A 14811-nucleotide genomic window follows, 5' to 3' on the forward strand; every position below is an offset into this window, starting at 1 on the left:
GACTCGATCATGTTCAAGCACTTCGGCGTCAAACTCTTTGCAAGCATCCTGCTGGTCAACATTCTGATCAGCGGGACCATTTACTGGACCATGGCGCGCAGCATCGACAGCGGCTTTATCGACTACATCCGAATCAGTCAGACCAAGCGCGTCGATAACCTGACTCAAGTCCTCGTGCAAAGCTTCCGCGAGCACGGCAACAGCTGGCAGTTCCTGAACGAACAACCCGGCACCTGGGACCATCTGCTGCGCTTCGGTTTCGGCGCCAGCATGGCACCAGCCCGCTACGATGTCGCCAACGATAACGCACCACCGAACGCATCGGATGACGACAGCGTTGACGAGGACGCCCCGCCCCGCCTGCCGCCGAAGCTCGGCGACCCGGCGTTCTACGCTTTGCTCGACCACAACCGCCGGCCGGTTGTACTGGCCCCGCATATTCGGCTCGACCGCCTCAATCAGCGGCGTTTGATGCTCGACGGGAACGTGATCGGCTATCTGCGCTACCCACGGGTCCAGGCCATCCTCAGTTCGATCGACCGCATTTTCGTGAGCCGTCAGCTGAGAAACCTGGGCATTACGATGAGCGGCACCCTGCTTGCCTCCCTGGTGCTGTCCGCGGGACTTGGTTGGTGGCTGAGCCGGCGCACCAAGCGCATGGCGGCGTTCACCCAGGACCTGACCCGTGGTGAATTTTCAAAACGCCTTTCAAGCAGCGGGCGAGATGAGCTTTCGCGTTTAAGTCAGGACCTCAACACGCTGGCCGTGACGCTTGATCACAACCGCAAGGCCCGTCAGTCCTGGGTGGCCGACATCGCCCATGAACTCAGAACGCCGCTTGCAGTGCTCAAGGGCGAACTCGAGGCCATCGCCGACGGTATCCGCCCGGCCAATGGCACCACCATCGCCTCGCTGACTCAGGAGGTCGATCAGCTCAACCGGCTGGTCGAGGATCTGCGGATTCTGGCGCAGTCCGACGCCAACGCGCTCAGCGCCCCGCTTGCCCCGCTGAATCTGAGCGCTCAGCTGCAAACGCGTCTGGAGGAGAGCCGCTACCGACTCGAGGCCCAGCGCATTGAATTGACGTATCATCTCGCCTCCGAGATTTACATCGACGGCGCCGAGCACCGACTGCGACAGCTTTGGAACAACCTACTGGAAAATACGCTGTTCTACACTGATGCGCCGGGCAGGCTCGAGGTGACGCTCACACAGCGCGGTCCATGCGCTCTCGTGACGTGGGAGGACTCCGCTCCGGGCGTACCGACCGAGGCGCACGAGCGGCTGACCGAGCGGCTGTACCGTGTCGAGACGTCGCGCAGTCGTCGCCTCGGCGGCAGCGGCCTCGGGCTATCGATCGCCGCCGCCCTGATCGATCTGCACCACGGGCGAATGTGGGCCGAACACAGTCCACTTGGCGGCCTTCGCTGGCGGCTCGAATTTCCATTGACCGATTCCGACCGGAACGACGCATGACCCGACGCATCCTGATCGTTGAAGACGAGCCGAAAATCGCGGCGCTTTTAACCGATTACCTGACAGCGAACGGCTTCGAGGCTCACCACCTTGACCACGGCGACCGGGTTCACCCCTGGCTTGCCGACCATCACGTCGACCTGATCCTGATGGACGTGATGCTGCCGGGCAAGGATGGGCTGACGCTCTGTCGCGAACTGCTGCGCGGCGGGCAGCCCCCGCCGATCATCCTGCTGACCGCCAAGGTGGAAGAAATCGACCGTCTGCTCGGCCTCGAACTTGGCGCCGACGACTATATCTGCAAGCCCTTCAGCCCTCGGGAAGTGGTCGCCCGGGTTCGCACGATACTTCGCCGTGTGGCACGGGAACACGAGACGACACGCGTCCGCACGCAGGACATCGAGCTCGATGAGCACGGCTGGCGTGCCTTTGCCCGTGGTCAGGACCTTCAGCTCACCGCCGTGGAATTTCAGCTGCTTCGCGTGATGATGATGGCACCCGGTCGCATTTTTTCGCGCAATCAACTGATGGATCACATGTATCAGGATCACCGGATCGTCTCGGAGCGCACCGTTGACAGCCACGTCAAGAAGCTGCGCCACAAGCTCAGTGAGGTCTGGCCACGCCGGACCATCGTTCATTCAGTCTATAGCGTGGGCTACAAGTACGAACCGACGCCCCTTGATGACGACGACTGCCTCTAGCCCCATACGACGTTCGAACGGGCGCACTTAATACGTGTGTCCATCGCGCCTCTGCTTGACCACGACCTTGGCGTCAACCCTCTGATTTTCTGCGATTAACCATTCAGCGATGCCCGTAACTCGCCGATCGAGTCTGGGTCGGCGCCGCGCGCGCGCAGTCCGCCCCAATGTTGACAGCAAAGCCAAACGTTGTATTTTAATTGAACGGCGATTCAATAAAATTGCGTTTTACCTGCGACGTCCGGTCGCAGGCATGTTGATGCCGGGCAAAAACCCGAACATCAACGCGCACGATCTACCGATCATCAAAACGTCGCTCACCTTCGCATCATCGAGGCCTCGACGGCTCTCAATAACAAAACAAGACTTTCAAAGGAACGCTCATGACACATCATGATTCAGACATACCGGCCAAGGGGCGGCTGAATACGGCCGTCTTCTTCGGCTCAGCGGTTTGTATCGTTCTATTTGCCTTTTGGGCCATGTTTTTTACCGACAGCGCCAACACCGTCATCTTTGCGATGCTTGGCTGGATTGCCGACACCTTCGGCTGGTATTACTTTCTTGCAGGCACCCTGTATCTGGCATTCGTCGTCTTCATCGCCTGCTCGCGGTTTGGAAGCATTCGACTGGGGCCGAAGCACTCGAAGCCCGAATTCAGTCTGATGTCCTGGGCATCGATGCTGTTCGCGGCCGGCATCGGCATCGATCTGCTGTTTTTCTGTGTGGCCGAACCCGTCACCCAGTTCCTCGCCCCGCCCACCGGCACGCCCGAAACCATGGCCGCGGCGCGCCAGGCAACCGTCTGGTCGCTGTTTCACTACGGCATCACCGGCTGGGCGATGTATGCGCTCATGGGCATGGTGCTTGCCTATTTCAGCTTCCGCTATAACCTGCCACTGACCATTCGCAGCGCGCTCTACCCCATTTTCGGCAAGCGGGTTGAAGGCGCCATCGGTCACACCGTCGATATTGCCGCGGTACTTGGGACCGTGTTCGGTATCGCAACGAGCCTTGGCATCGGGGTGGTGCAGCTCAACTACGGTCTGACGTTTTTGTTCGATATCCCAAGCAGCCTTGTGGTCCAGGGCGGTCTGATCGTTTTGTCGATCGTACTGGCGACCATTTCGGTCGTGGCCGGGGTCGACAAGGGCATTCGCCGCATTTCGGAATTCAACGTTCTGCTGGCGCTGGCGCTTTTGCTGTTCGTACTGGTGGAAGGCAAGACCCTGTTTCTGCTCAACGCGCTTGTGCTCAACATCGGGGACTACCTGAGTCAGTTCATGAGCATGACCATGGACACCATGGCGTTCCAGCAGGTCATGCCTGAAACCGCGCAGCAAACCTCCGACTGGCTCAACGCCTGGACCCTGTTCTTCTGGGCCTGGTGGGTCGCCTGGGCGCCGTTCGTCGGCCTATTCCTTGCCCGCATCTCGCGCGGCCGAACCATTCGTGAATTCGTGGTCGGCACCCTGACCATTCCGTTCATCTTCACCCTTTTGTGGATGTCGATCTTCGGCAACAGCGCGATCGAGATGATTCTGAGCGGCAACGCCGACTTCGGCGTACTCGCCATGAACAATCCCGAACAGGGCTTCTATGCGCTGTTGAGCCAGTATCCGGCCATCACCTGGACGGCAAGCCTTGCAACGCTTCTCGGCATGCTGTTCTACGTCACCTCCGCCGACTCCGGCGCCCTGGTGCTTGGCAACTTCACCTCGATCCTGCCGGACCCGCACACCGACGCGCCGACCTGGCTTCGGGTGTTCTGGTCGATCGTGATTGGCCTTTTGACCTTCGCCCTGCTTCTGACCAACGGCGTATCCGCCCTGCAAAGCATGGTGGTAGTCATGGGGCTGCCGTTCTCGTTCGTGATGTTTTTCGTGATCGCAGGGCTCTGGAAGTCCCTTCGCATGGAAGGCTTTCGTGAAGACAGCCGCATGGGCAGTCTGGCCGGCCACCTCTCGAGCCGCTCCGACAGCGCCCATGGCGCCCACCTTGACTGGCGCAAGCGTCTGGGCCGCGCCATGAACTTCTCGACGCTTTCGCAGGTATCGACCTTTCAAAACGAGGTCTGCCGGCCGGCCATGGACGAGGTGTGCAAGGAACTCTCCGATCAGGGCGTGCCCGCCGAGATCATCGAAGGCGACGAGAAGGTGCCGCATCTGGCCCTGAACGTGGTGCTCGACGACGAGCAGAACTTCACCTATCAGACCTGGCCGCGTCAGTTCGAAACGCCCGAGTTCGCTCGCCGGGCCAAGACCGAACAGGCCAACTATTACCGCATGGAGGTCTATCTGCAGGAAGGCAGCCAGGGCTATGACCTGATGGGCTACAGCAAGGAACAGGTGATCGACGACATTCTCGATCAGTACGAGCGTCATCTCCACTTCCTGCACATGAGCCGTGACGCACCGGGTACCCCGGCAACGCTTCCGGACGACCCGGAACTGCCAGCCTGATTACCCATGGTACACACGCTCTTCGGAGCACCCGTCAAAACGCCGGCCACGCGCCGGCGTTTTTTATGACACCTGCCTGACCGTCAAAAAACCACCGTCCTGATCAACAGAAAACCACCGCCAAACACCGCACAAAAAAAGAGCGCCCCGTGGGGCGCTCCGTGCGGTTAAGTCGATTAACGGCAATGCCAATCAACGGTGAGGCCAACCGAATCAGCTGGCCTTGGCCCCTTCGAGGGCGTCTGAGCTGACCTGACCGGGTTTGATCAGTGCGTACAGACCGCCAACAATCACCGAGCCAACCGTGATCGACAAGAGGTACAAGAGCGCGTGGTTGACCGCGTTCGGAATCAGCAGCACAAACAGGCCGCCGTGCGGCGCTCGAAGCTCGATGTGAAAGAACATCGACAAAGCGCCGGTGACTGCGCCGCCGATGATGCAGATCGGGATCACGCGCAGCGGATCCTTGGCGGCAAAGGGAATCGCGCCTTCACTGATGAAGCACAGCCCCAGCACGAACGAAGCCTTGCCCGCCTCCTGCTCGGCCTGGGCGAATTTTTTCTTCGCAAGCATGCTGGCGATGCCCATGCCAATGGCCGGCACCATGCCTGCCGCCATGATCGCAGCCATAGGTCCATTCGTATCCGAGGACAAAAGACCAACGCCGAAGGTGTAGGCCGCCTTGTTGACCGGGCCGCCCATGTCGACGCACATCATGCCGCCAAGCAGCAGGCCGAGCAGAATCGCGTTGGCGGTGCCCATCGACTTCAGGAAGTCAGTCAGCGCACTCATGATCGCGGCCACCGGCGTGCCGATAACGTAGATCATCACCAGCCCGGTAAAGAGGCTCGCCAGCAGCGGAATGATCAGAATCGGCTTGAGCGACTCAACGCTTGCCGGCAGTTTCACGTAGCGCGTGATCGCCTTGGCCGCATAGCCTGCCAAGAAACCGGCGAGAATACCGCCAATGAAACCGGCGCCGAGGCTCGAGGCCAGCCACCCCCCGATCATGCCGGGCGCGATACCGGGTCGGTCTGCAATGGAATAGGCGATGTAGCCTGCAAGTACCGGCACCATCAGCTTGAAGGCACTGCCGCCGCCGATCTGCATCAGCGCGGCCGCAAGCGTGCCTTCTTCCTTGAACGCCTCGATCCCGAACACGAACGACAGCGCAATACAAAGGCCCCCGGCCACGACCATCGGCAGCATGAAGGACACGCCGGTCAGAAGGTGTTTGTAGACCCCCCGTTCCTTGGCACTCTTGCCACCGCCCGACGCCTGGGACGCCTCACCGGCCGCTTCCACACGGGCCTCGGCAAGCGCGGCCTCGATGGTCTGCTTCGATTTCTTGAGCGCGCTGCCCGTGGACGTGCGGTAAATCGGCTTGCCCTGGAACCGTTCGACATCGACTTCGATGTCACAGGCCAGAATGACCACATCCGCCTGCTCGATTTCAGACGCCGTCAGCTGATCCTGCGCGCCGACCGAGCCCTGGGTTTCCACTCGAATTGAATGGCCCAGATTGCGCCCGGCCTCGCTCAACGCCTCGGCCGCCATGAACGTGTGCGCGACTCCGGTCGGGCAGGCAGTCACGGCGACGATGGTCTTTGCGCCCTTGGCAGACGCCACGCTGTCGCTCGACTCGGCCGGCGCCTTGGCGCCCTCGGTCGATGCCGCGCTCGCGGTATAGGTGTCGGCCTTTTCCTCGGCCATGGCCAAAAAGGCGTCCGGATTCGGCAGCGCGTCGTCGATCGCCCCCTGATACAGGCGCTTGCCGTCGAACCGGCTCAGGTCGATGGCGCGGCCGGCTGCGACCACCACCAGATCGGCCTCGCGGACCTGATCATCGCTTGCGGTCTGGGACTTACCGAGATCGCTCTGATTGTCGACGACCACCTCCCAGCCCCGGCGCACTGCCGCAAGCTCGAGGCGACGCGCCGCGAGAAATGTCGTTGCCATGCCACTTGGGCAGGCCGTAATGATGATGGCTTTCATGCAGGCCACTCCCCTGCTGGCTGACCGTCGGTCAGCTGTTGAAGAACACAGTTTGTTTTCAAAACCTCGAAATCGGCAGCGGTGGTTTCCCCCACTCCGACATGGCGCACGGCCTCGGCCGAAAGCGCGGTCGCAAACCGCAGCGTCTCGTCCACGGGCCACCCGCCAAGTTCCCCATGAAGCGCGGCGGCCACGAACGTATCGCCGGCGCACACCGTACTCACAACCGATACGCGAGGGGGTCTTGCGCGCCACTGCCCCTGAGACGTACTCAAGAGAACGCCGTCACCGCCGAGCGTGATGAACGCGTTTGCAACGCCTTCGTCATTCAGCGCCCGCGCGGCGCGACGAAGCGCCTCGATGCCCTCAAGCGGCGCACCGGCCCACTCGGAAAGCTCGTGCTCGTTGGGCTTGACCGCCGTCGGCGCGCACTTGAGCGCCGCAGCGAGCGCCGGCCCGCTGGTGTCGACCCAAAGCGCGACGCCACGCGCTTTGACGGCGCGCAGCAGCTCACCGAACCGGTCAGCGGAGACGCCCGGGGGTAGACTGCCCGAGACCACGACCGCATCGCAGCCGGCCGCCTCGTCCTTCAGGACCTGCTCGAGCTCGGCAAGCGCCTGCGCACTGACCTCCGCACCTCGGCCGTTGAGGTCGGTCACGCGGCCATCCTGTTCGGAAACCTTGACGTTGACCCGTGTTTCCCCAGGCACTCGAACGAACGCATCGCGTACGCCCCAGGCGGCAAAGGCGCGCTCGAACGCGCCCTGATTGGCCTCGCCGAGAAAGCCAGTTACCGCCACATCGTGGCCGAGCGCGGCCAGCACGCGCGCCACGTTATTGCCTTTTCCCGCCGCATCGAGGCGCGAGGCATGGCTACGATTGACCTCTCCGAGCGCAAGCGCCTCAACCCCGATCGACAGATCCAGAGCTGGATTGAGCGATACCGCAACGACTCTGGCCATTACAACGCCTCCAGAGCGTCACGAACCGCCGTCGAGGTCGGCAGCGCCAGCATCTGGTTGGCCAGGGTCTTGCTGTCGGCGAGCGTCAGCTCACGCACCCGAGACTTGACCAGCGCGACCTGACGGGCCGCTACCGACAGCTCGTCGACGCCCAGTCCGACCAGAACCGGCACTGCCTGAGCATCTGATGCAAGCTCACCGCAGACCCCGACCCAGCGGCCTTCGGCGTGGGCGGCATCGACCGTCATCTTGATCAGACGCAGTACGGCCGGATGCAGGCCATCGGCCTGACTCGAAAGCTGCGAGTGGCCCCGGTCGATCGCCAGCGTGTACTGGGTCAGATCGTTGGTGCCAATCGAGAAGAAATCGACGTGAGGCGCAAGCGAGGGCGCAAGCAGCGCGCACGAGGGAATCTCGATCATTACCCCGACCTGAACGTCGCTTGCCTGTACGTCTTCACGCACGCGATCGACAATCGCCTTGGCTGCGTGGAACTCCGCCACGTCCTTGACCATCGGGAACATGATGCGAAGCGGCCGGTCGCCGGCGGCCATCAGCAGCGCACGAATCTGGGTTTCGAGAATGTCGGGCTTGGTCAACGCCAGGCGGATGCCGCGAAGGCCCAGAAACGGGTTGTCTTCCTGCGGAACCGGCCAGTAATCGAGCGGCTTGTCACCGCCGACATCCAGCGTTCGCGCCACCAGCGGACGCGTGGTGCCAAGCGCGTCGAACGCCTCGCTGTACTCGCTGATCTGGGTCTCCAGATCCGGCGCATCCGGGTGGGCCATGAACACGAACTCGGTTCGAAGCAGACCGACACCTTCGGCGCCCCGCTCGACCGCGTCTGCCGCGTGAGCGGTGTTGCCGAGGTTGGCGCAGACTTCGATGCGATGGCCGTCCTGCGTGGTGGCGTCTTCGAAACGGGCATCGAACGCTTCCTTGACCCGCTGCTCGCGCTCCTTGATCGAGAGCTCGGCCCGGTCACGGCGTTCCTGACTCGGCTCGGGGATGACTCGACCGCGTTCACCGTCGAGGATCATCTCGATGCCGCTCTTGAGCGCCAGCACCGTATCGCCGGCCCCGACCACGGCCGGAATGCCAAGCGCCCGCGCGAGAATCGCGCTGTGCGAGGTGGCCCCGCCCTTGGCGGTCAACAGGCCTTTCACCTTGCTGGTATCAAGCTGGGCCACATCCGAGGGGCCCACGTCTTCCATCACCAGAATATAGGGGTGCTCCGGCGGCTGCGGCATTTCGGCGCCACAGAGGATGCCGAGCACACGTCGGCCGACGTCGCGAAGGTCCGCGGCCCGCTCGGCCAGAAGCCGGTCAGCCAGTGCCTCCTGAGCGCGCGCGGAGGTGTCGATCGCCTTCCACCAGCCCGCCTCGGCCGAAAGCCCTTCGGAAATGGCCTCGAACGCCGCCTCCTTGAGCTCGGGGTCCTGCACCATCTCTTCGTGCATCGAGAGGATTTCAGCCACCTCACCGCCCGGCGCCTGATCGATCAGCGTCTCGAGCTGATGATGGGCCTGACCGATGGCCGTTTCGAGGCGCGCGCGTTCACCGGCCTGATCGGAGGCGTATTCCTCGTACTTGAAGTCCGGCAGGCGCATGACGAACAGCGGCGCTATCGCCATGCCGGGCGAGGCGCTGACCGCAACGAGCGCGGTGTCGGCCGCGGGCGGCTCGACCTGGGTGTACTTGGTCTTGTTGCGAGACGGCCGGGCGGCGGCGGTGTCATCAAGCGGGGTCACCACCTCCCCAAGCCCGTCACGTACGGCGTTGACCATGGCCTCGAGCGCGGCACTGGCGCCCTGGCCCTGAGCGGAAAACACCAGCATCTGACCGCGACGCGCCCCAAGGCCGATGACCTTGGTAAGGCTCGTGGCCGAGACTGCCGGCTGCTCGCCTTCCATCAGGCGCACCTTGATGTCGAGTGCCTGCTCGCGGGCCACCTGAACCAGCTGCTTGGCCGGTCGCGCATGCAGACCGTGGGCGTTGCGCACGCGCACCTTGGCGGTTTCGGCGTCCGAGCTTTCACCGGAAAGCCGCGCCAGAATCTGCTGCGGGCTGACGCGGGCAAGCTCCTCGCCCTTACCGTCTTCCAAAAGCCCGATCAGCCGCTCCATCAATGACACATGGCCATCGCCAAGCTCGGCCAGACAGAACACGCCTGCCGTTTCGTTAAGCGCCGGCTGGGGCGTCGCAAAGCCGAGGGCAGGCTGCTTGACGCCGTGGCGCGAACGCACCAGCCAGAGCTTCTGACCGAGCGATACCGGCGTCTGATCGAGAATATCGGTGACGAACATTTCATCGGCGCAGCCGAGCTGGCGAAGGCGCGCGGCGGCGGCGGTCGCGAGCTCCAGCCGGTCACGCGCGGGCACGCCCACCATCAGCGTCTCTTCGTCGAGCTTGGTCGGCGGCGCGGGGGACCTCGACAAGAGGTTGATGACCTCTTCGGCATTGCCGGCGCGGGAAAGCTGGTCGGCCACGCCGTCGCGGTCGAGCACGTGCGTCAGCGCGCGCAGGATATCCAGGTGCTCGTCGGATTGAGCGGCGATGGTGATGACCAGCGTCACGTGGGCGCCGTCATGCCAGGTCACGCCGTCTGGGAACTGAAGTACGCGAACGCCAGTCTTTTTGACGAACTGACGGCTGTCCGGCGTGCCATGAGGAATGGCAATGCCGTTGCCGAGAAACGTCGAGGACTGGGATTCACGGTCGAACAAGGCCTGACGATAGCCGTCCTCGGCAAGGCCCGCCTCGCATAATGATTGCCCGGCCTGGTCCAGCGCGTCGCGCCAATCACTGGCGGTCCGGCCAAGGGATACCGAATCTTGGGTGAGCGTGAGCATAACCAAATCTCTAATGGGGAAAACGTTAGCTGAATCGTTTCACTGTGCTATGGTAGCCATGCTGAAACGTTTCAGCTCGCAAATCAAGCCAAATCGGGTGCGACTTTCGGTGCACGCTGTAAACTCCATGAATTCGAAGGACAACGGGATTGAGGCAGCTTAGATGAAATCCATGACATTGGCTGAAATCGCTCGATTGGCCGGCGTCTCGCGGACGACGGCAAGCTACGTCGTCAATGGCAAATCCAGGGAACATCGCATCAGCGATGAGACCGTCAAGCGCGTGATGAGCGTGGTCGATACGCATCACTACCGAGTCGATGCTCAGGCCGCCGCACTTCGCCGCGGCGCCAGTCGCACACTGGGCTTCATTCTGCCCGATCTTGAAAACGCAAGTTATGCGCGTCTTGCCAAACGACTTGAACAGGGTGCTCGGGAACGCGGCTATCAGCTCCTGATCGTGGGTTCGGACGACCGGCCCGACACCGAAAAGGAGCTGGCCCGCGGCCTCAAGGCACGGCGCTGCGACGCCTTGATCGTCGCCTCGAGCCTTGCGCCCGATGATCCGTTCTATCGAGAGATCATGAGCGAGGACATGCCGGTGATTGCGGTCGACCGCGCCCTCGACCCCGACTTTTTTACCTGCGTCGTAAGCAACAACGGCAGCGCGGCCGAGGCCTTGACCCGCTCGGTCATCGATGAACGCACCCGTCACATTGTATGGCTCGACGCCGTGCCCGAACTCAGCATCAGTGCGTCTCGGCGCGCAGGCTTTCGACGCGCCCTGCCGGACTCGGTCACCCGGATCAGCGAGCGCAGCGGCTCGCACTATACTCGCCAGGTCGGCGCCGAACTGATGCAGGAGGTGCTCGACACCGATGGGTTGCCGGACGCCTTGATCACGGCCTCCTACACGCTGCTCGATGGCGTACTCGATGTTTTGCTCGCGCACAGCGCCCGTCCCGACATTCGCATTGCCACCTTCGGCGATGACCGGCTTTTGGACTTCCTGCCGCTTCCGGTCAATGCGCTGCCCCAGCAGTACGACCGCATCGCACAGATGACGCTTGAATGTGCGTTTCAGGCCATCGAGGGCAATTACCGTCCGGGCCTCAACGTGGTCGAACGGACCCTGAAGCTCAGGCAGTGAGTGTGCGTTAAAGGCGCTGGTACATGACCAGCGCATCGACCTCGCCCATCTCCGGGTGACTGAAGGCGCCGGGCAGCCGCCCGACCGTCTGGAACCCGAAGCGCTCCCACAAGGCGATGGCGCGCGTATTGGTCGACACCACGCAATTGAACTGAAGCGCCTTGAACCCCTGGGCACGCGCGCGTTCAAGCGAATGTGCGCACAGGGCCGAAGCAATGCCACGGCCCTGTGCGTGGTCGGCGACAATGTAGCCGCAGTTGCCCACGTGGGCGCCGCCGCCAAGCGCGTTGGCCTTGAGGTAATAGCTTCCAAGCACGCTTCCCTGATCTTCGGCGACCCAGGTTTCAAGCGGGGCCTCGCTCCAGTAGGCCCAGGCGCGCGCCGGCTGCATGTCCCGCGGCAGGGCGTAGGTCGTGCCCGCCCGCAGAATCGGTTTGAACATGTGCCAGAAGGCGTCTCTGTCTTCCGGACGCACCGGGCGCAGCGTTAACGTCATGGAAATCATCCTCGAGGAAAAGCGAGACCATCAGTGAGCAACCAAAAGCGCAGGTCGCCGTGGTACGCAGAGCGTACCGAAAAGACTACAGTGATACTCGACCACCAAGGGTTTCATCGTAATAAACAACCGCATGAGGGTGCCATGGCCGGCTTTACCGATCGTCTTTCGAGCCTTTTTGACAACACGGCGCTGGTCAAGGCCTCCGACATCGATCAGTCGACGCTGATCACACGCTATGGCCTGCCGGAAAGCCAGTGGCTTGCGCTTTCAAATGAGCTGAACCTGCATTATCTCGACTACGGCGACCCCGAGCACCCCACCCTGCTTCTGGTTCATGGGCTGCTGATGGACAGTCACGTCTGGCACAAGTGGGTACAGACACTGAGTCGAACGCACCGCGTCATCGCGCTTGATTTGCCAGGCCATGGTCTGTCGCGCGCGCCCTCGAACTGGACGGCCTCGATCGATAATTTCGTGGAGGTGCTGCACCAGGCCGTCACAAAGCTCGCGCTTGGAGATATCACGCTGATCGGCCACTCGATGGGCGGCTACATCGGCTGGCGCTACGCCACGGCCCATGGCGCCTCGCTTCACCGGCTCGGACTGATTGCCGCCGCCGGCTGGCCGGATCAACGCCGTCAGGCCAAGAACGCCCATCACTTCATGAGCTTTGCAGGCAGCACCATTGGGCGCACCGTGCTTCGTTACGCCAATGGCGACCGATTCGTTTCCGAGGGCATGGCTGCAACCTTTGCACCGGCCTGTGCGCCGGAAGCCATCATCACCCGCTATCAGGATATGTTGCACGGCCCCGGCCACCGGGAAGTCCTGTTATCGCTTGCGCATGAATGGGCCGACAATCCCGCTGCAGAAGCGCATCAACTGGGTCGGTTGACCTGCCCGGTGCTGATCATGGGCGGCGACTGTGACCGGGTAATTCCTGCCGAGCACGCCTATCGCTTCGATCAGGCCTTCGCCCAGAACCGGTTTCATCTCTACCCCCGCTGCGGCCATGTCCCCATGCTTTCCTGCCCTGAAAAAGCGCTGGAAGACATCCTGTCGTGGCTGGCCGTAACACCCTCGCACGCGTAGGCATCGTTCAACCCAGCGCGTAGCTTGCCGATACTCCGACTCTAGAAGACTCTTGATCGGACGCCGCCATGAACCGCTGGGCCCACCAGTTACGCCGAAACTATCTGCTGCTGTTTATCACGCTCATGGCGAGCGGCATGCTTGCGCTTTATATCCTCTACGCAACGCTGGTCCGGCCAATATTGCTCGAGCTTTCGACCGAGCACCTGGAGCGGGCGCAGGGACACGTCGAGCAGATGGTGGACATGACGCACCGCCATTTGAGCGACATCACCGCCGACTGGTCGACCTGGGAGCAAACCTGGCACTACCTTCGAGGCGATGACCCGACGTTTTTCGACAAGCAGCTCGGCCCGACCACGTTCACGCACCTCTCGATCAGCGCACTCGGCTTTGCAACGCCGGACGGACAGATCAAGCGCATCCTGGTTCATTTGCCGGGGTCCGAGTCGATCTGCACCGATGAGTCCACGGCCTGCACTCCTGCCAGTTCGATTTTCAAACGGCTTGACGCGGTAAAGTCACATTATCTGGGGCGGCTCAAGGGACGGTTCATTCTCGATGGCACCCCACGCTATATGCTGAGCTTCCAGCAGGTTCAGGACAGCTACCAACAGCGCGAGAGCGCGGGGTATCTGTTCATGTTGAAACCGCTCGATCACGCCTGGGCCAGTGCGCTATCAGCCCAGCTCGGTGTCGAGCTTCGCTTGATCGACCACCAAAGCGTCACCCCCGTCACACATGAGTTCACCCTGCCGACCGTGCCGGAGACCGCCTCGCCCTGGCTGGACATCAATGACTCGACCACCGACTGGCATCGCAACATCGACACCTTCAATCTGGCACTTTGGCTGCTCATGGGGCTCGTTGCAGTGCTGCTGACCCTGATGGCAACGATCACCCATGCCACCCTCCTGCGGCCTCTTCTGAACACCCTAGCCTTTCTTGACCGAAGCGACACCCAGACCCCCTGGTCGGTGACGCCACCACAACGAATGGATGCACTGACCCAGGACATTACACGCCGAGTCTCGACGCTTGCCGAGCAGGAATACAACCGGGGCAAACATAGAAGCGCCGACGAGATGGTCGATCCAACCACCCGGCTATTGACCCGAAGTAGCCTGCTCGACCGCCTGCCGACGCTGCTGTCGATCAGCGAGCAGTATTACCAGTCGGTTACCTGTATTTTGGTGGAGGTCGATTTCTTTGACGCGTTTCAGGCGAAATTCGGCGCCGAGCGCACCGAGACGCTCTTGAAGGCGCTGGCGGCAAGCCTTTCCGAGGTCGCCCGCTCTCGTAATGACCTGATGGCCCGGATGGGGCAGCATCAGTTCGCGCTGGTTCTGCCCGGCACACTGCACTCCGAGGCGCACGACGTCGCCGCACGGCTCACCTCAAGCATCAAGAGAAAAGACCTTGCCAATCCCTTGTCCCCCCTGTCAGAACGTCTGACCATCAGCCAGGGTGTGGCGATCTCGACCCCGCAGCATCCGCTTCCGGCACGTGCCCTTGTGCAGCGTGCAGAAGACGCACTGACGCGGGCGCAGCATCAGGGCCGAGACATGACGTGCGGTTTCGAACAACGCTCATGAACGCATGAGTATCAGTCAAGCACG

General features: G+C 62.2%; 10 protein-coding genes. 6 read left to right on the forward strand and 4 right to left on the reverse strand.

Translation table 11 applies throughout. The annotated features are described in order from the left end of the window. The first annotated feature begins 9 nt into the window (after positions 1–9). From NAT49_RS05765 to betT, 3 genes are all read left to right on the forward strand, one after another. Positions 10–1476 (forward strand): ATP-binding protein, encoded by a 1467-nt coding sequence (locus NAT49_RS05765; RefSeq protein WP_251591717.1) that lies wholly within the window; start codon positions 10–12, stop codon positions 1474–1476. Next, a complete protein-coding gene (locus NAT49_RS05770; RefSeq protein ID WP_251591719.1) occupies positions 1473–2180 on the forward strand; it encodes a response regulator in 708 nt (235 codons plus the stop codon). The genes NAT49_RS05765 and NAT49_RS05770 overlap by 4 nt, the downstream gene beginning before the upstream one ends. 383 nt (positions 2181–2563) lie before the next feature. Then, a complete protein-coding gene (gene betT / locus NAT49_RS05775) occupies positions 2564–4642 on the forward strand; it encodes a choline BCCT transporter BetT (RefSeq protein WP_251591726.1) in 2079 nt (692 codons plus the stop codon). Between the two features lie 213 nt (positions 4643–4855). On the opposite strand, the gene NAT49_RS05780 is transcribed toward betT, so the two are convergent. From NAT49_RS05780 to ptsP, 3 genes are read right to left on the reverse strand one after another with little or no spacing between them, the layout of a single operon-like run. Further along, positions 4856–6637: a PTS fructose-like transporter subunit IIB gene (locus tag NAT49_RS05780; protein ID WP_251591733.1), complete on the reverse strand. Its 1782-nt coding sequence runs from the start codon at positions 6635–6637 to the stop codon at positions 4856–4858. Continuing rightward, positions 6634–7599 carry a 1-phosphofructokinase gene (pfkB, locus tag NAT49_RS05785; RefSeq protein ID WP_251591735.1) on the reverse strand — a complete coding sequence of 322 codons (966 nt, stop codon included), beginning with the start codon at positions 7597–7599 and terminating at the stop codon, positions 6634–6636. Before pfkB ends, NAT49_RS05780 begins: the two co-directional genes overlap by 4 nt. Then, positions 7599–10451: a phosphoenolpyruvate--protein phosphotransferase gene (ptsP, locus tag NAT49_RS05790; protein WP_251591737.1), complete on the reverse strand. Its 2853-nt coding sequence runs from the start codon at positions 10449–10451 to the stop codon at positions 7599–7601. Before ptsP ends, pfkB begins: the two co-directional genes overlap by 1 nt. Positions 10452–10623: 172 nt before the next feature. Between ptsP and cra the strand changes: the two genes are divergently transcribed. Continuing rightward, positions 10624–11601, forward strand: coding sequence for a catabolite repressor/activator (gene cra, locus NAT49_RS05795; RefSeq protein ID WP_251591952.1), 978 nt, complete (start codon positions 10624–10626; stop codon positions 11599–11601). 7 nt (positions 11602–11608) lie between these two features. Here the strand turns inward: cra and NAT49_RS05800 are convergent, their stop codons facing one another. After that, positions 11609–12097 carry a GNAT family N-acetyltransferase gene (locus tag NAT49_RS05800; RefSeq protein ID WP_251591739.1) on the reverse strand — a complete coding sequence of 163 codons (489 nt, stop codon included), beginning with the start codon at positions 12095–12097 and terminating at the stop codon, positions 11609–11611. Positions 12098–12241: 144 nt separating this feature from the next. On the opposite strand from NAT49_RS05800, the gene NAT49_RS05805 reads away from it, so the two are divergent. Together NAT49_RS05805 and NAT49_RS05810 are read left to right on the forward strand one after the other, a co-directional pair. After that, complete coding sequence (locus NAT49_RS05805; protein ID WP_251591741.1) at positions 12242–13192, forward strand: alpha/beta fold hydrolase; 951 nt, start codon at positions 12242–12244, stop codon at positions 13190–13192. 68 nt (positions 13193–13260) lie between these two features. Next, the gene (locus NAT49_RS05810; protein ID WP_251591751.1) at positions 13261–14787 is read left to right on the forward strand and encodes a sensor domain-containing diguanylate cyclase; all 1527 of its coding nucleotides are present in this window, start codon (positions 13261–13263) and stop codon (positions 14785–14787) included. Positions 14788–14811: the final 24 nt, after the last annotated feature.

It is taken from the genome of Larsenimonas suaedae, assembly GCF_023712105.1.
Taxonomy (GTDB): domain Bacteria; phylum Pseudomonadota; class Gammaproteobacteria; order Pseudomonadales; family Halomonadaceae; genus Larsenimonas; species Larsenimonas suaedae.